This is a genomic window from Nocardia goodfellowii (assembly GCF_017875645.1).
In the GTDB taxonomy this organism is placed as follows: domain Bacteria; phylum Actinomycetota; class Actinomycetes; order Mycobacteriales; family Mycobacteriaceae; genus Nocardia; species Nocardia goodfellowii.
The window spans coordinates 5,427,167-5,443,767 of record NZ_JAGGMR010000001.1 but is presented as its reverse complement, the minus strand read 5'-3'; the positions used below and the strand labels follow the sequence as shown (position 1 = coordinate 5,443,767).

The window sequence follows — 16,601 nt, the reverse complement described above, 5'->3', positions numbered from 1 at the left end:
TGCACGCACAACCCCGCCTGCCTTCCCCACAGGACTGTCTATGCCGCCTCAGCTGTCGCCGAAGCTCAAAGAGAAGACCGCCGACGCCTGGAACACGGCGCTCAGTGGGCATCTCCATCCCGGCGAGGTCGTGTGGGCCTTCGCGAAGACGAATAACCTGAGGCCCCTGATCGACGGTATCGCCGTCACCAATGCTCGCATCATCGGATTTCTGAGCAGCGACGTAGCCGGCAAGGGGCCCAAGGTGGCCGTTGACGCTGACGAAATCAGCGGTTTCGAGGTTGTAAAGAAGTTCGCGAGCAAGGTCTTCGTCGTGACCTCACGCACGCGAGGCGAGATCTCGCTCGGGACCGTGCCCGATGCCGAAGTCGACTTCATCAAGTATTTCGTCCATCAGCTGGCTTCCGCTGGTTACCCACAGCAGATCAGAGCGGCCGCCTTCACTGCGCAGGCCGAACGAGCCCAACAGGAGCAGGCACGGCAGGAAGGTCGCCGCGAAGTGCGGAGGATCGGCCGCCCACTCAGCGACAAGGAGTGGGAGATACTCCACTCCCACGCAGCGGCGACCGAGCTACCGTGGTTCGTGATCAACCCCGGGGGCGGAACAGGTTTCCTCGCCGCGTTCGAAGATCGCCTCATAATCGCGAAGGTCAGCGGTATGGCCAGCCTCATGGCGGGTTCGTTCGGCGGCGGTCGCGTAACGACCTTTTCCTACACCGATATCACCAGCATCGAGTACAACAGCGGGATGGTGAACGGTGTCCTTGAAGTCCTCACTCCGAGCTACCAGGGGACCGCGAACCATGACTTCTGGCGATCGTCACACAAGGATCGCAACAAAGCATCCGACGATCCATGGACGCTCTCGAACTGTCTCCCCCTCAGTCGGCCCGACCACAAGCTGGCCCTACCGCTGTTGGTTGAGCTGCAACGCAAGGTCGCCGAAGCGAAACGGCCTAATGTCGGTGTGCAATCACCGCAGGAGCAGTCACAGCCTCCATCGAGCGGGTTGACCGACGAACTCAAAGGCCTGTCGGAGCTGCACAGCCAGGGAATTCTCGACGCAGCCGAGTTTGCTGCTGCGAAACACGCAACCATCGCCAAGTACTCGGGATGACGCGTGCTGCAATGCACTTCGACCTATACGCTAGTCCACCGTGGGTTTAGCCCCTGATAGGCGAAACGCCGCCGGGGAGTACCTGGCGGCGCGCTTCGATTGCCTGTAAAGCGTGGCCAATGACGGTGCGGCAGAGAATCGGTGGAACCTCGCAGGCTTCGACTACGACTACCGGATGTGGTGCGACGCGTGTATGGGCACTGCCGCCGTCGCGGCTGATCTTGAGGTTCCCCCGGCTAATCCGGAGAGCGGATTATCTGGTTCCGACCGGAACCCGTTGATGGTAACTGGATTCGAATTCATCCGGTGATCGCCAACCCAGCTTCTTCTGGATGCGCTGGTTGTTGTACCAGCCGTCGATGTAGGCGAACAGTGCGTTCTCGGCCTCGTCACGGGTCCGCCAGGACCGCCGGTAAACCAGCTCGGTCTCGAGCGTGGAGAAAATTCTCCATCAACGCGTTGTCATAGGAGTCGCCGACCGATCCCATCGATTGCGCAATCCCGTTGTCGGCCAACCGGGCCGAGAACTTGAATGCCGTGTAGGTCGACCCGCGATCGGAGTGATGGACCAACTGCCCGTCGCGGACATCGCGTGACCAGACCGCGTATTCCAGCGCGCCGAGCACCAGCTCGGTGTCACAGCGGTCGGAGGTCTTCCAGCCCACGATCCGGTTGGAAAACGCATCGCGCACTGCCGCCAGCCAGAACACGCCTCGCCCGCACGGGATCCGCGTCGCGTCCGCGACCCACAACCGGTTCGGCTCGGCCGCGGTGAAGTCACGCTCGACCAGGTCCGGGGCTGGGGTGGCCCGCGGGTCCTGGCGGGTCGACGGGCCGCGCCATTTCCGGCGCAGGAACGCACCCTGCAAACCCGCGCCCCGCATCAGCCGCTCGACTCGCTTGCGGCCCACCCCGATCCCGCGCCGAGCCAGCATCGCGTGCACTCTCGGCGCGCCGTAGGTGGCGCCGGAGCTGGTATGGATATCGACGATCTCATCCAGCAGATGCTCGTCTTCGAGTTGTCGCGCCGAGGGCTGCTCCGCGCGGCGGCGCCATTCATAAAACGTCGAGGAAGGAACCTCGAGCACCCGTAATACGAGCTCGACCGGGTAGTGCGGGTGATCTTTCACAAACCGCATGATCACCGCCGGGTCTGGTCGAGCTCCGAGGCGAAATACGCACTCGCAGAATGTAATACCGCATTGACCCGCTCGAGCTCAGCGACCTTCTTCTTCAGCGCCTTGTTCTCCTCGACCATGTCGGTCGTGGGCCGGTCGGGCCGCTCGCCGGCATCTGCGTCGGCTTGGCGGATCCAGTTCCGCAGCGCTTCGTGATGGACCCCCAATTGCGCGGCCAGCTTCCGGATCGTCGGTTTCGGATCCGACTCCCGATACAGCCTGACCGCCCGCGCCCTCAACTCGTCGGGGTATTTCTTCGGTGCCGCCACTGATGAACTCCTTCCGGTCCTATCGGACCACAGGTTGGAGCTCTCCAAGAAAGAGGGGGAACCTCACCGAGTTCCGCAAAGCGGCCGCGAGGGCAAAGGTGCCCAAGCACTTCACCTGGCATGACTTGCGGCACTTCTATGCGTCTGCGCTGATTCAGGCCGGAGCGTCGGTCAAGACCGTGCAGGTGCGCCTGGGTCATTCCGATGCTAATACGACGCTGCGGGTCTACACGCACCTGTGGCCAGACCAGGATTCCCACACGCGTGAGGCCATCGAGACACTGTTCGCCGCTGAATCCGAGCCTACCCCCGAGGGGTACGGGGGTACGAGCGGCGACGGTACCGACGGGAGACGGGACACAGACGGGACGGGCGCGTTGGAATGAGCCGCCGAACTGTCCTCACAAGTGCCCGCAGGTGCGTCATTCCGGATGCGAGCGCGCTCCTCTGGCACCTCACGCCGAGGGTATGCGCAACCTCGTCTGGACGGCTTCTTTTCGAACTAGCTGCTCGATTCGGCAAGTGCACCGGAACGGGCTGGACCAGGGCGTTCATCGTCGAGAATGGGTTCGCCGAGCCCGATGCGGCGTTGGATCCGCTGCATCCAGCCCGGCGCCCACCAGCAGCGGTCGCCGAGCCACTGCATGACGGCGGGCACGAGGAGCATGCGCAGCAGGGTGGCGTCGATGAACAGTGCGGCGATCATGCCGAAGGCGATGTACTGCATCATCACCAGATCGGAGAAGGCGAACGCGCCGGTGACCACGAGCAGGATGAGCGCGGCGGCGGTGATGATGTTTCCGGTCTGGGCGGTGCCGATGCGGATGGCGTCGCTGGTGCTCGCGCCGAGGGCCCGGGCTTCGACCATGCGGGAGATCAGGAAGACCTCGTAGTCGGTGGACAGTCCGTAGATGATCGCGATGATCAGCACGAGCATGTTCGACTGGATGGGTTGCGGGGTGAAGTTGAGCAGGCCCGCGAGGTGGCCGTCGACGAAGATCCAGGTGAGGATGCCGAGGGTGGAGCCGAGACCGAGGGCGCTCATGAGTGCGGCCTTGATCGGCAACACCAGCGAGCCGAAGGTCAGGAACATCAGCACGGTGGTGAGAAACAGGACCAGGGCGACCATGATCGGTATGCGGTACAGCAGTGCGTCGATACTGTCCTTCTGCATGGCGGGCATGCCGCCGACGAGCATGGTGACGTCGTCGGGGACGTCCATCTTGCGTAGGTAGTCGATGGTTTTGCCGGCTTGGGCGGAATCGACGAGCAGGGTGTGGGTGCGGAAGACGTCGCGCTGGATCGTCGAGCGCGACGGAATCTTGAACTTTTCGGCCAGCCCGGGTGCTTGATTGGCCTGTTTGACGACCGCGCCGATGCCGGTGTGGTTGTCCGATATGAAGACGAGTTCCAGTGGGTCGGAACGCTTTTCGGCGAAGGCGGCGTCGATCGCTTCCTGCGCGAGCCGGGTCGGATTGTCCGGCGGGAGATACCGTTCGCTGAATCCGCCGAAGATCAGGTTGCCGACCGGGACGGTCAGGAACAGCAGCAGCACGCACAGGGGGACCGCGAGCTTGCGCGGGTGGCGCATCACCCACGCCGTGGAGCGTTCCCACAGCCCGTTGTCGGTCTTGCCGGTGGTGCGGGATCGCTTCAGCCCCAGCATGTCTACGCGCGGTCCGAGGATGGCCAGCATGGCGGGCAGCACGGTGATGGCGGTGAGCGCGGCCAGCGACACGGTGGCGATCGCGCCGTAGGCCATGGATTTCAGGAAGGCTTGCGGGAACAGCAGCATGCCGCCGAGGCTCACGATGATCATCGTGGCGGAGAACACCACGGTGCGGCCGGCGGTCATGACGGTGCGGCGCACCGCGTCCGGGGTGTCGTGGCCCGCGTCGAGTTCTTCGCGGAATCTGCTGACGATGAACAGTCCGTAGTCGATGGCCAGGCCGAGCCCGATCATCGTGACGATCGGTTCGACGAAGGAGTTGACTTCGGTGAAATTGGCGACGAACCGTACCAGTCCGTTCGCGCCGATCATGGTGAGTCCGCCGACGATCAGTGGTAACGCGGCCGCGACGACGCCGCCGAAGATGAAGAACAGCAGCAGGGCGACCGCGGGCAGCGCCAGGATCTCGACGCGGTGGATGTCTTCGGCCATCTTGTCGTTGAGTGTCCCGGCGAGTGGTTGCAGACCGCCGACCCGCACGTCTATCCCGGGAATGGTGAAGGCGTCCTTGACCTTCCGATAGCTGCGCATGATGTCGGTGTCGTTCTCACCGCGCAGCGCGATCAGGGCGATGGCCTTGGTTTTGTCGGGCGTGGTGGCCGCGGCGCCGGTGATTCGGGCGGTGACGGCGGGCCAGTACGTGGCGTTGATGCCGCCGATCTCGCCGGGGCGTTCCCGGGGGAGCCGGTTGAGGCTGTCGATGACCGCGGCGCTGAACTGCGGGTCGTCGACGGTTTTTCCGGCGGGTGCGGTGTAGAGCACCGCGACATCGAATTCGTGGCTGCGGCCGAAGGCCGCGTCGGCGATACGGGCCGCTTCGCTGGATTCGGAACCGGGGTCGAACAGTCCACCGGAGCTGAGGTGATCGGCCAGTCCGGCGCCGTATGTCCCGAGTGCCATGAGCGCGGCGGTGACGAGGCCGAGCACGAGGAACCGGAGCCGCGAGACGAGCGCGCCCCAGCGCGCGAACATCAGCGAACTCCGTGCGTGGTCGAGCGATATTCGGTGCCGAAAGCCGAGGAGCCACTGTGCATCCCACCAAAGGTACCGATCTTGACGCGACTGCCGCCTCGTGGCGTGGTGCACACGACGAGAATGGTTCTCGCCCTGCGGGTTCCGCGACAGAACCGCGCAGGGCGTGCGCAGAGGGTCAGCCGCGGAACCACATCGGCCGCAGCACCGGGCCGTCTTCGGGCAGCGGGATCAGATCGCCCTCGATGACGAAGCCGCAGCGAGCGTACAGCCGGGACGAACGTTCGGTGCTGGCCTCCAGGTAGGCGGGCAGGCCCGCGTCGGCGGCCGCTTTGGCGCGTTCGGTGACAATGGCCGCGCCGGCGCCTTTTCCGCGATGCTCGGGCAGGGTCACGATCAGTTGGAGATAGCGGTGCGGGAATTCGTTCGGATGGGTCTGCTTGAGGATGCCCATCAGTGCGCGCAGCCGCCGGAAGGGCGGGAGCGGGATTTGTTCGTAGCGCTCGCGCATCTCGGCGGCCTCGCGCTCGAGCCGGTCGCGGTCGTGCACCGTCTGCCACAGTGATACCGCCCAGATGTCGGTGCCGTCCCCGGCGACCCAGACTTCGTCCTCGCGCATCGCCGCCTCCACCATGCCGCGCGCGTGCTGGTTGCGGTATTGCTCGGCGATGTCGGGATGGTCCTTCATCACCCAGCTCAGGACCTCTTCGTCGACGCTGGCCTCGGCCATGACGCGTGCCACGACGTCGAGTTCGTCCAGTTCCGCGCGATGGATCCGCACCTGTGTGCTCATCTGCAACCTCCGATGTGAACGGTGTCTACGAACGCCAAGATAGGGCGCTACCGACGCCATTACGACAATTTCGTCACACTGGTAGGTGTGATGAAATTCGAGGTGCCGGCCTGTGCGGTGTGTGGCGCGGAGTTCGCGCATCCGGCGCGGGGCCGCCGTCGCCGGTACTGCTCGCGGTCCTGTCAGGCGCGGGCTTACCGGGCCCGGCGCCGTCCCGCGCCCCCGGAGCGGCGCACCGCGCCGCCGCGGCTGACGACCGTCGCGATCGTCCGCGCGGCCGTGGCGCTGGCCGACCGGGAAGGCTTGGAGGGCTTGTCCATGCGCCGTCTCGCCACCGAGTTGGGTGTGGCGACCGCAGGCCTGTACCGGCATTTTCCCGACCGAGACCGCTTGCTCGCCGAGATGGCCGAGCTGACCCTCGCCGAGATCGCTCCGCCGGCGCGTCCAGCGGATTGGCGCGCGAGCCTGGCGCACGAGGCGCGCGGCGAATGGCAGCTCTATCGGCGGCACCCATGGATGCTTCCGCTGCTGGCCCAAACCCGCCCACCGGTCGGTCCGGTGCTCATCGATTCCCTGGAGCGACCGTTCACGGCCCTGTATCGACCGGGGATGTCGGCGCGAACCCTGCTCACGATCTACCTCACGGTCTCGGGCCTGGTCCAAGGCTTGGCGCTGCTGGTCGTCTCCGAACGCCGCCCGCTCGGCCCCGGGTCCACCGCTGAGCAAATGGCGGCCCTGATCGGCCCGGACACCCACCCGACGCTGACCCGCCTGATCGAGCTCGAAACCGGCGGTCCGGACCTGGATCTGGACCGCCTCTTCGAAAACAGCCTGGCGCTGCTCTTCGACGGTATCGCCGCCCGCTACTTCCCTGACGAGGGAGCGTGAGCCCCGACGATGCGTAGCGCCAGGTCTACGTAGTGGTCACCGAGTTCTTCGGGCGTCCAGGCGCCATCCTCGCGATACCAGCGGGCGATGTCGATGCCGAGGGAGAGGATGGCGACCGCGGCCATGTGCGGATTCGGGTGGTCGAAAGAACCTTCGGCTACGCCCTTTTCGATGAGGGCGCGGACTTCGGTGTCGATGGTGTGGCGGATGTCCTTGATCTCACGTTGATGCTCGGGGCTGAGCGCCGCGAGTTCGTAGTTGATGACGCGAGCGACGGTGTGGGCGCGGGCGTGGTGGATCGCGAAGTCCCGGACCAGGGCGATCAGCTGCTCGGTGGGGTGGGTCGAGGAGGCGAGCGCGGCCCGGATCCGCGCCTGGATGTCCAGATGGCCGGTGTGCGAAATCTGGTAGAGCAGTTCCTCTTTGGAACGATGATGCACGTAGATCGCCGCGGTGCTCAAACCGGCGATCGAGGTGACGTCGCGGGTGGTGGCGCCGTGAAAGCCGCGTTCCGCGAAGGCGATCACGGCGGCATCCAACAGTCGCGCCCGCGTCTCGTCCGCTCGTGAGCGGTCCGCTGATTCGATCATTCAGACCGCCAGCACCAACTTGCCGGTATTCGCGCCGGTGAACAGCATGTTCAGGGTCTCACCGAACCGCGCCACCCCACCCTCGACCACATGTTCGCGAGTCTGGATCCGCCCCTCGGCCAGCCATTGCCCCAGCTGCGCACCGGCTTCGGGGTAACGGTCGGCGTAGTCGAAGACCACGAATCCGGTCATGGTCGCCCGGAACACCAGCAGCGACATGTAGCGCGAGGGCCCCGGCGGTGGCTTCTGCTCGTTGTAGGCCGAGATCGCTCCACACAGCACGATGCGCGCGCCGCGGCGCAGGTTGGCCAGCGCGGCGTCGAGGATCTCACCGCCCACATTGTCGAAGTAGATGTCGATGCCGTCCGGTGCGACCGTGCGCAGTTGCTTCAGCACATCACCGGCGCGGTAGTCGATGGCGGCGTCGAAACCCAGTTCCTCGGTGAGCATCCGGCACTTCTCGGCGCCGCCCGCGATACCGATGACGGTGGCGCCCTTGACTTTCGCGATCTGACCGGCCACGCTGCCGACCGCGCCCGCGGCCGCCGAGATCAGCACGGTGTCGCCCGCGCGCAGCTTGCCGACGTCGAGCAGGCCGAAATACGCTGTCATGCCGGGCATTCCGAGCGCACCCAGCCAGGTGGGGCCGGAGGCGAGGCCGAGGTCGACTTGCTGCACGCCGCGGCCGTCGCTGATCGCGTATTCGGTGACGCCGAAAGTGCCGCTGACCGTGTCGCCGACGGCGAAATCCGGGTGCGTCGACTCGACGACCGTGGCGATATCGAGCGAGCGCATCACCTCGCCGATACCGACCGGCGGCACATAGGAGCGGACATCGTTGAGCCAGCCGCGCATGGCCGGATCCAGGGAGATGAAGGCGACCTTCACCAGGATCTGACCTGGCCCGAGGTCGGGCAGCTCGGTCGTCGTCAGCTCCCAGGTGTCGGCGGTGGGCAGACCGGTCGGCCGTTCGGCCAGGCGCACCTGCTGGGTTTTCGTCATGCACAACTCCTTGTCGAATCGGTCTGGTATTTCAGGCTTTCCGGCCCCAGGATGGGTCGCGGCGGCGCAGTTCGCGCTGTGCGATGGTCCGCTTGTGTACCTCGTCGGGACCATCGGCGAGCCGCAGGGTCCGCACGTGCGCGTACATGCTCGCCAGCGGGAAGTCATCGGAGACGCCGGCGCCGCCGTGCACCTGGATGGCGCGGTCGATCACCTTCAGCGCCATCTGCGGTGCCGCGACCTTGATGGCGGCGATCTCGGTGCGCGCGTTCTTGTTTCCGACGGTGTCCATCAGGTACGCGGCTTTCAAGGTGAGCAGCCGCACCATCTCGATCTCGATGCGGGCCTCGGCGATCCAGTCCTGGATATTGGCCCGATCGGCGACGGGTTGACCGAAAGTGGTGCGGGCCTGGGCCCGATCGATCATCAGATCGAGGGCGCGCTCGGCCATGCCGATGGCGCGCATGCAGTGATGGATGCGGCCGGGACCCAGTCGCGCCTGGCTGATCATGAATCCGTCACCTTCACCGGCCAGCAGCGCGCTGCGCGGCACCCGGACATTGTCGAACACGACCTCGGCGTGGCCTTCGCGGTCCTGATAGCCGAAGACGGGCAGACCGCGCACGACGGTCACGCCGGGGGTGTCGAGCGGGACGACCATCATGCTCTGCTGGCGATGCACCGGCGCGTCGAAGTCGGTCTTGCCCATGACGATCAGCACCTTGCAGTTCCGGTGCAGCGCGTTGGAGGTCCACCATTTGCGGCCGTTGAGGACGTAGTCGTCGCCGTCGCGGTCCATCCGCAACTGGATGTTGGTGGCATCGGAGCTGGCGACTCCGGGTTCGGTCATGGCGAAGGCGGAGCGGATATCGCCGGCGAGCAACGGCGCCAGCCATTCCCGCTTGTGCTCCTCGGTGCCGAACAGCGTCAGCACCTCCATATTGCCGGTGTCGGGCGCACTGCAGTTGGTGGCTTCGGGCGCCAAATGCGGGCTGCGGCCCATGATTTCGGCCAGCGGCGCGTATTCGGAGTTGGTCAGGCCCGGGCCCCACTCCGGATGCGGGTGGAACAGATTCCACAGGCCGCGCTTCTTGGCTTCGGTTTTGAGTTCCTCGAGAATCGGCGGCTGGAAATGCGGGTCACCGGATTCGGTCATCTGCGCGTGCAGGATCGGTTCCGCGGGATAGATCCGCTCGTCCATGAAGGCGAGCAGTTCGTCGCGGTATCGGCGGGCGGGCTCGGAAAGCTCGAACATCTCTACTCCTGATCGGCGGGGGAGGTCAGCTGGCGTCGTGCAGGGCGGCGATTCCGGCGCGCAGCAGCGGATCCACCATGTCGCCCACGGTGGCGAAGCCGGAACCCACGGTCTGACCGTGCAGGTAGCGGTAGTGGATGCCCTCGGCGATCACCGCGAGCTTGAACGAGGCCAGCGCGACATAGAAACCGATGTGGGTCAGGTCGCGGCCGGTGTGGCGGGCGTACCGGTCCAGCAGCTCGGTTTCGGTGCCGAAGCCCGGCGCGGTCGCCACATCGGTAACCCCGGGCATCCGGAATGCGCCCATGCGCTGGTAGACCAGCAGCAGACCGATATCGGTAAGCGGGTCGCCGAGGGTGGCCATCTCCCAATCCAGCACCGCCGCAACGCGATCCCGGTCATCGATGAGGACGTTGTCGAGCCGGTAGTCGCCGTGCACGATGCCGGTCGCCGATTGCGGTGGTTGCTGTTGGGCGAGCAGCGCGTGCAGTTCGTCGGCGGCGGGCAGGTCCCGGGAATGGGAGGCGTCGAGTTGCTTTTTCCAGCGGCGCACCTGGCGTTCCAAAAAGCCGTGCGGTCGCCCGAAATCCGTGAGTGCGACCGCGGCCGGATCGACGGTGTGCAGGGCGGCGAGGGTGTCGATCAACCCGGTCGACACCGTGGTGGTGCGTTGCGGACCCAGCGCTTCGAGTTCGGCCGCGCTGCGATACGGCGTGCCGGTGACGAATTCCATCAGGTAGAACGGCGCACCGATGACATCGGTGTCCTCGCACAGCGCGTAGGTGGCCGGCACCGGGACGCCGGTGCCGGCCAGGGCACTGATCACCCGATGTTCCCGGGCCATGTCGTGGGCGGTCGCCAGGACATGACCCAGCGGTGGTCTGCGCAGCACGAACGCGGTCGTGCCGTCGGTGATTCGGTAGGTCAGGTTGGATTTGCCGCCGGCGATCAGGTCACCTCGCAGCGGACCTTTCGCCAGGTCCGGCCGATTGACGGCCAGCCAGCCGGTGAACCGGTCCAGATCGAGGCCCGGTAGGTCGCCGTTGTCCGGTGAACCAGTCATCGGGGCACCTCGAATCGGGTCACAGCGTGGTCCTTTCGGAGTCCGAGCGGTCGAAGCGGGCGACCGATTGCCGTCGGCGTATCCGCTCCGGCTCAACTTACTGAGCGCTTACTAAGTCAGCTGCCACCTTGCGTGACGCGAGCCGCCTCGTCAAGGGTGCGGTCGATTCCGCTGGTAAACCCGGCGACGGGGGCGAGAATGCTCGACATGACTGGCTCTGACCCGAAAACGGTGCTGCATCGCTACCTGCGTTCGGCCCGCGAAGCGATGCTGTGGAAGCTGGATGGCCTGTCCGAGTACGACATTCGCCGGCCCATGACCCCCACCGGCACCAACCTGCTCGGCCTCGTCAAACACCTGGGCTCGGTGGAATACGGATACTTCGGTGACACCTTCGGCCGTCCCGACGACGAACCCATCAACCAGCACGATTTCGTCGCCGACCCCACCGCCGATATGTGGGCCACCGCCGACGAATCACGCGCCGACATCGTCGCGTTCTACCACCGGGCCTGGGCTCATTCCGACACCACGATCGACACCCTCGACCTCACCGCCGAGGGATCGGTCCCCTGGTGGAACCCCGAGCAGCGCACGGTCACCCTGCATCAGATCCTGGTGCACGTGACCGCCGAGACCCACCGCCACGCCGGCCACGCCGACATCATCCGCGAACTCCTCGACGGCGCCGCCGGCCTGCTGCCCGCCAACACCAACCTGCCCACCGACGACCCGGATTGGTGGCAGCGCTACCGCGACAAGCTGGAGGATGTCGCGAAACGCGCTACCGAGCAGTACTGAGTCTGCCCGAACATATTGCCCCGGTTCAGGATTCGGCGTCCTGCTCGGATATCGCCAGGGCGCTGCGGCGTGCGAGCACTTTGGTTCCCGGGCCCGAGGCCGCGCCGGGGCCGGGCCGGGCTGTCACATTCGTCGCGGTGGCCGGTTCTCCGCAGGCCGAGCAGCAGACCTGCGGGGTGAACTGGTGCCCGCAATCGTTGTGCGCCAATCGGACCGGGGGCCCGCCCACGGGTGTTGCCCACTTGTCGCCCCAGGCCATCAGCGCCATCAGGACCGGGACGAGCTCCTGGCCGGCGGTGGTCAGGTGGTATTCGTAGCGCACCGGCCGCTCCTGATAGGGCCGACGCTCCACGATCTCGTTGGTGACCAGCGCCTCGAGTCGTCTGGTGAGCAGATTGCGGGAGATGCCGAGATTCTCGGCGATGTCGTCGAACCGGTGCAGGCCGAGGTAGATGTCCCGCACGATCAGCGGCGTCCACCATTCCCCGACCCGCTCCAGGGATTGTCCGATCGAGCAGTGCATCTCCGCGAAGCTGGTTCGTTGCATGCATCAAGTATAGAGGGTTGATTGATTGAACTCAGCAGGTATACGTTGTGGGCGACAGAGTTCAATGAAAGGACTAACTGATGCCGTTCGTGGAATTGTTCGTTCCCAAGGGCTCGCTCGACCAAGACCGCCGCGAGGAGATCGGCGGCCGGCTGGTGTCGGAGGTGATGCTCGCGGAAGGCGCGCCCGACACCGAAGCGGCGCGCTCCATTTCCTGGCTGGTGGTCAACGAGATCGACGCCTGGTTCGTCGGCGGACGTCGGCTCCCCGCCGGTGAGAAGCCGAAATACGTCGTGCGCGTAGGGGTTCCGGCCGGATCGATGAACGACGAGAAGCGCGGCGACATCGTGCGCCGAGTCACCCGCGTCCTGGCCGATGCCGACGAGGACCCGGCGCGGTTCGCCGAGGCCGCCACCGCGTGGGTGCATATCAACGAGATCCCCGAAGGCAACTGGGGAGCGCGCGGGGAGATCGTGCGGATCGAGGACATCGTCTCCTTGGTCTCCAGCTAGGGCCTAGCGTGGGCGGGCATCCGGCGTCCGCCCACCCCTGGCGCCGACTTCCGCGTGTCTGTCCGGCCCGGCTCAGGTTCGGACGCCAGACTGGGGTAGACCGCCGACCTCCGGCACCGAAGGGCCCCATGACATATCTCGCCGATCCCCGCGTCGACGCCTACATCGACGCGCTGCCCGAGTGGCAGCAAGCCATCTGCCACGAAGTCCGCGCGCTCGTCCACGCCGCCGACCCCGCGGTCGTGGAGACCATCAAACGCACCAGACAGCCGTATTTCGTCCTCGACGGCAATATCTGCGCCCTGCTCGCGGCCAAAACCCACGTCAACGTCTTCCTCTACGACGGTGCGATCGTGCCCGATCCCGAAGGCATCATCACCGCCGGCCACGACAACAAAACCGCCAGGACCGTCGCGTTCCGAGAAGGGGAGAAGATCAACGCCCCCGCACTCACCGCCATGTTCGAGCAGATCATCGCCAACAACCGCGCGGGCGGCTGGCGCAAGATCAAGCGGGAGCGGGACGCGAACTAGCGCCGCGCCCAATCCCGTAGCGCCCCAACAGCTGCGGGGAAATAATCGATCGACGCCACGGACTGTCCGGCCCTACGCTGCCCCCATGTGCGTCTACCCCAGCCGGACCCACTCCGTGTGCTCGGCCTGCCGGGTCTCCTACAAACATCCGATCGCCCACGGTCCCAACCACTGCCTGCGCTGCCATGCCGAACTCATCGACGCCGGCCCGCACCTGGAGGTGCCCAGGCGAGTCGACCGGGCTGGCTGGCGCGCGCTCGCGGCGGTCCTCGACTCCGGGCTCCACTTCCACGGCGGATGCTGCGGCACCGGGCCGGGCTATCGGCCCCCGCACACCGGCCGCCGTTCGCCAACGCCTGATTCTGGCCGACCGTACAGGCATGTCGATCGCGGCGGCACTGGCCACCGCGAATCCCACCGTCGTTGCGGCCCAAGAGCATTCGATCCCTACCGCGGCTCGAGGATCACGATCGGGATAGTCCGGGGCCCGCCGTGCTGTTGATAGAACTTGTAGTCGGGGACCGTTTCCACGAACCGGCGCCACAGCTGTTCGCGCTCGGAAGCATTGGCGAGACGAACTCGTACTCGACACGATCGAGCGCCGAGTTGGATGGTGGTGTGCGGTTGCGCGAGCAGGTTGTGCAGCCAGGCGGGATGGGTCGGTTGCCCGGCCTTGGACGCCGCGACTGCTGTCACCGCGCCGTCGGTGATGTAGACCAGCGGGGAGGTCCGGCGCACACCGCTTTTCGCGCCGACATGATCGAGCAGCAAAATGCGCGCGTCGCGTCGGCCAGGGATGTGCCCGCCGATCCTGCCGTTCGACCATCGATAGCAGCGTACGTGCACCTTGGTGAAGCGGCGCCCCGCGTAGATGCCACGTCGATTGGCGAATCGCGCTCCGGCGGAAAAGAACTGGGCGAGTAACGACACGCCGCCAGTAGACATCAGTTCATCGGAGGTGTGGGGCTTTGCGCCACGGCTCTGGTATTCGTCCTTTGAAATGGATCGCGTGCACATCGATTCAAGGCTCACCACGCCACACCAGATCGGCAGCCCCGCATATTGTCGGTGGCTGCTCGTAGCGTTCGCGGAATGAACTGGAGAGCGTGGTTGGAGCTATGGAGCGAGGAAAAGATCGCCGGCAGTGCTCCTGGTGAGCTGGAGCCGGAGATCGTGCGGCAGCGCTGGCTCGGATACGCCCCGGCCGCCGAGGCCGACATCGAAGCGGTCGAGCAGCGTCTCGGTCTGAGGTTGCCGCCTTCCTATCGCGGCTTCCTGCTGACCACCGACGGGTGGCGCCATGCCGGGGAATTCGTGTCGCAGATGCGGGACACCACCAATCTGGGGTGGCTGCGTGACCTCGAACCGCACTGGGAGTCGTGGGCCGATCTGATCGCCGAGCCGCCAACCGGCGCGCCGGGGAACCCGTTCGATCGCGGGCTGCTGATCTCGCTGCACGCCGACGCCGGGGTGCTGTTCCTGGACCCGGGCGACCGTGACGGGAACGGCGAGTGGGCGGCCTACAGCGTGTTTTCCTGGGCCGAGTCCCCGCAGCGCTACCCGTCTTTCACCGCCCTCATGGAATCGCTGTACCAAGGCTTTCATCAGTTACGTCAGCCGATGGGTAAGACTCGTGACAGCTGGGATCTGGTGGTGGAACAGGCTCGGGGCGAGGCTCTTTCCGGGGACATCGACACCGCCATGGCGCACTTGGCGAAAGCCCAAGAATTCGGCCGACCACGTGCCAAAGTTCTACAAGTCCAGCTCCAGATGTTCCTCGCTACCTCCTCCCCGTACGAGGCCTCCAGGCTGCTCTCGCATCTGCTGCCGCCGGAATCCGCCCCGGATGGATTCTTTCCCGGTCCGCTGTTCACCGAAGACTTCCTGCCGTGCATGTTCCTGCACCACGAACATAAGGAACCCTGGTATGCCTCCGCGCTCGAGACCGCTCAGTACCTGGCAGATCGCGCACACGCCGGACACCGCCAAGCCCTCGCCATCGCCCAGCGGCACGCCGCCGATGAGCACTCGGGGTATTCCGAGCTCGAAGTTGCCCAACTCCTCGAAATGACTCAGAACGACCAAGGGTTAGAGATTGGACGCGCCATCGACGAGCACCGAGCGCGGGTGCGGCAGCCCGGCTATCGGCATTCCTACGGAAACCAAACCTTCGACACCGCGGTGCGAGACGCGCTCGCTGAACACCGCTCCGACCCCACCGCGCTGTGGCACGCGCTCGGGGAGGCGATGCCGCATTGGCAGCCCCGTACTCCGGACCACATCGCTCCGGTCGCGCTGCTTGCCGACCCGGTGGTGGCGTACAGCCTCACCCCGGAACGCGGCCGTGCGTTGTTGAGTAAACCGCGGCGCGGCCGCTGACCCGCGTGTGTGCGCGACCGCGCCCCTTCGCGTGCCGGTACTCGGGGTTCCGGTAGCAATCGCCGAAAAAACAACGGATATGGCGTAGCCGCGGTGGGCTGCGGCTGAATTGCGGGTTCGGCCTGCGATGATCGCCGGTTGCTGGTTGGCTTGGCTCGCAACGTTATTGATTGGTGCCGGAGGTCGAGGTTCGTGGCAACGCGGGTGTTCGCGGATGGGGATTGGCGCGGCCGCGGTCGGGCTGATCAGCTCGGGATCGCGATCGCGTTGTGCACGCTGCCGTGGCTGGGATTCGTGCCCGACCGCGTGGTACCCCCACCCTGACGAGAAAGCAATCCCTGACCGATGCGAGTAGACCTAGACCGCGCCACCCAGGCGGTACGCGTAGCCACAGAGTTCGATTGGACCTGGACCATCGAGGACCTGCCCGGCTTCACCGAACGCCTCGGCTGGCAACTGAGCGATATCGATCAGCTCGCCCCGAAGATCACTACCGATTTCGATATCAACCGCACCGACGCGACGGCCTTCCTCGACCGCGTCGGCCAACACGGTGCCGCGCGCGCTCTGGACGCGATCTGGTTTTACGCCAGCGACGTCGTCCTGGATGACCCGAGCGTCGAACCTGCGATGTCGGAGGCCTTCGAGGAACTCGCTCAGCGCGTGTTCGAGGCGGTAGGGCAGCGGCCGACAGGGGCGTGGACCAAGCCGACCCGCGGGTTGCGCTGGGACCTCCGCCAAGTCGCTATCAAGATAGCGACCGACGGCGAAGCCGTCGAGGTACGGCTTATCAGTCCAGCGCATCAAGCGTGGAATGACGAGAACGACAGGCAGCTCGAGGAAGAGCAGGACCTTGATTCAGGCACAGGCAGGGTTTGGCATTTCGACTGATGAACCCTGCGTCGCTCTGGTGCACCCTTCGGTTCCGGCCAGCGGGATCTAGTGATAGCCGCTCAACAGTGCCGAGGAGCGC

Annotated in this window: 19 protein-coding genes; 8 read left to right on the top strand and 11 right to left on the bottom strand. The window is 65.7% G+C overall.

The window, feature by feature from the left end; all coding sequences use genetic code 11:
- The first annotated feature begins 40 nt into the window (after nt 1-40).
- Nucleotides 41-1,117 carry a PH domain-containing protein gene (locus BJ987_RS25095; RefSeq protein ID WP_209894793.1) on the top strand — a complete coding sequence of 359 codons (1,077 nt, stop codon included), beginning with the start codon at nt 41-43 and terminating at the stop codon, nt 1,115-1,117.
- Between the two features lie 253 nt (nt 1,118-1,370).
- On the opposite strand, the gene BJ987_RS38260 is transcribed toward BJ987_RS25095, so the two are convergent.
- Genes BJ987_RS38260 through BJ987_RS25080 form a run of 3 tightly spaced genes read right to left on the bottom strand, consistent with a single transcriptional unit; the run spans nt 1,371 to nt 2,564 of the window.
- Entirely contained in the window at nt 1,371-1,538 is a 168-nt protein-coding gene (locus tag BJ987_RS38260; protein ID WP_372446953.1) for an IS3 family transposase, read from the bottom strand.
- Nucleotides 1,507-2,256, bottom strand: coding sequence for an IS3 family transposase (locus BJ987_RS25085; RefSeq protein WP_209894791.1), 750 nt, complete (start codon nt 2,254-2,256; stop codon nt 1,507-1,509). The genes BJ987_RS38260 and BJ987_RS25085 overlap by 32 nt, the downstream gene beginning before the upstream one ends.
- A 2-nt stretch (nt 2,257-2,258) precedes the next feature.
- Nucleotides 2,259-2,564 carry a transposase gene (locus BJ987_RS25080; RefSeq protein ID WP_209894789.1) on the bottom strand — a complete coding sequence of 102 codons (306 nt, stop codon included), beginning with the start codon at nt 2,562-2,564 and terminating at the stop codon, nt 2,259-2,261.
- Between the two features lie 2 nt (nt 2,565-2,566).
- Here BJ987_RS25080 and BJ987_RS25075 point away from each other — a divergent pair, with 2 nt between their 5' ends.
- The gene (locus BJ987_RS25075) at nt 2,567-2,950 is read left to right on the top strand and encodes a tyrosine-type recombinase/integrase (RefSeq protein WP_209894787.1); all 384 of its coding nucleotides are present in this window, start codon (nt 2,567-2,569) and stop codon (nt 2,948-2,950) included.
- 116 nt (nt 2,951-3,066) lie between these two features.
- Here the strand turns inward: BJ987_RS25075 and BJ987_RS25070 are convergent, their stop codons facing one another.
- Nucleotides 3,067-5,265, bottom strand: coding sequence for an MMPL family transporter (locus BJ987_RS25070; protein WP_209894784.1), 2,199 nt, complete (start codon nt 5,263-5,265; stop codon nt 3,067-3,069).
- Between the two features lie 178 nt (nt 5,266-5,443).
- Nucleotides 5,444-6,058, bottom strand: coding sequence for a GNAT family N-acetyltransferase (locus BJ987_RS25065; RefSeq protein WP_209894782.1), 615 nt, complete (start codon nt 6,056-6,058; stop codon nt 5,444-5,446).
- Nucleotides 6,059-6,148: 90 nt separating this feature from the next.
- On the opposite strand from BJ987_RS25065, the gene BJ987_RS25060 reads away from it, so the two are divergent.
- Nucleotides 6,149-6,946 (top strand): TetR/AcrR family transcriptional regulator, encoded by a 798-nt coding sequence (locus BJ987_RS25060; protein WP_209899033.1) that lies wholly within the window; start codon nt 6,149-6,151, stop codon nt 6,944-6,946.
- On the opposite strand, the gene BJ987_RS25055 is transcribed toward BJ987_RS25060, so the two are convergent.
- From BJ987_RS25055 to BJ987_RS25040, 4 genes are read right to left on the bottom strand one after another with little or no spacing between them, the layout of a single operon-like run.
- The gene (locus tag BJ987_RS25055; protein WP_209894780.1) at nt 6,922-7,536 is read right to left on the bottom strand and encodes a TetR/AcrR family transcriptional regulator; all 615 of its coding nucleotides are present in this window, start codon (nt 7,534-7,536) and stop codon (nt 6,922-6,924) included. The genes BJ987_RS25060 and BJ987_RS25055 overlap by 25 nt on opposite strands.
- Complete coding sequence (locus BJ987_RS25050; RefSeq protein ID WP_209894778.1) at nt 7,537-8,538, bottom strand: NADP-dependent oxidoreductase; 1,002 nt, start codon at nt 8,536-8,538, stop codon at nt 7,537-7,539.
- Between the two features lie 31 nt (nt 8,539-8,569).
- On the bottom strand, nt 8,570-9,793 hold the full coding sequence (locus BJ987_RS25045; protein WP_209894777.1) for an acyl-CoA dehydrogenase family protein: 1,224 nt from the start codon (nt 9,791-9,793) through the stop codon (nt 8,570-8,572).
- A 25-nt stretch (nt 9,794-9,818) separates the two neighbouring features.
- Nucleotides 9,819-10,856, bottom strand: a complete 1,038-nt coding sequence (locus BJ987_RS25040; protein ID WP_209894776.1) for a phosphotransferase family protein — start codon at nt 10,854-10,856, stop codon at nt 9,819-9,821.
- 207 nt (nt 10,857-11,063) lie between these two features.
- Between BJ987_RS25040 and BJ987_RS25035 the strand changes: the two genes are divergently transcribed.
- Nucleotides 11,064-11,657: a DinB family protein gene (locus BJ987_RS25035; RefSeq protein WP_209894775.1), complete on the top strand. Its 594-nt coding sequence runs from the start codon at nt 11,064-11,066 to the stop codon at nt 11,655-11,657.
- A gap of 25 nt (nt 11,658-11,682) precedes the next feature.
- Here BJ987_RS25035 and BJ987_RS25030 read toward each other — a convergent pair whose 3' ends face one another.
- Nucleotides 11,683-12,204: a winged helix-turn-helix transcriptional regulator gene (locus tag BJ987_RS25030; RefSeq protein ID WP_209894774.1), complete on the bottom strand. Its 522-nt coding sequence runs from the start codon at nt 12,202-12,204 to the stop codon at nt 11,683-11,685.
- 80 nt (nt 12,205-12,284) lie between these two features.
- Between BJ987_RS25030 and BJ987_RS25025 the strand changes: the two genes are divergently transcribed.
- Nucleotides 12,285-12,716, top strand: coding sequence for a tautomerase family protein (locus BJ987_RS25025; RefSeq protein ID WP_209894773.1), 432 nt, complete (start codon nt 12,285-12,287; stop codon nt 12,714-12,716).
- 128 nt (nt 12,717-12,844) lie between these two features.
- Complete coding sequence (locus BJ987_RS25020; RefSeq protein ID WP_209894772.1) at nt 12,845-13,249, top strand: DUF1801 domain-containing protein; 405 nt, start codon at nt 12,845-12,847, stop codon at nt 13,247-13,249.
- 447 nt (nt 13,250-13,696) lie between these two features.
- Here BJ987_RS25020 and BJ987_RS25015 read toward each other — a convergent pair whose 3' ends face one another.
- On the bottom strand, nt 13,697-14,194 hold the full coding sequence (locus tag BJ987_RS25015; RefSeq protein WP_209894771.1) for a nitroreductase/quinone reductase family protein: 498 nt from the start codon (nt 14,192-14,194) through the stop codon (nt 13,697-13,699).
- Between the two features lie 147 nt (nt 14,195-14,341).
- Between BJ987_RS25015 and BJ987_RS25010 the strand changes: the two genes are divergently transcribed.
- Nucleotides 14,342-15,628: an SMI1/KNR4 family protein gene (locus tag BJ987_RS25010; RefSeq protein WP_209894769.1), complete on the top strand. Its 1,287-nt coding sequence runs from the start codon at nt 14,342-14,344 to the stop codon at nt 15,626-15,628.
- Between the two features lie 345 nt (nt 15,629-15,973).
- On the top strand, nt 15,974-16,519 hold the full coding sequence (locus BJ987_RS25005; protein ID WP_209894767.1) for a DUF6301 family protein: 546 nt from the start codon (nt 15,974-15,976) through the stop codon (nt 16,517-16,519).
- Nucleotides 16,520-16,601: the final 82 nt, after the last annotated feature.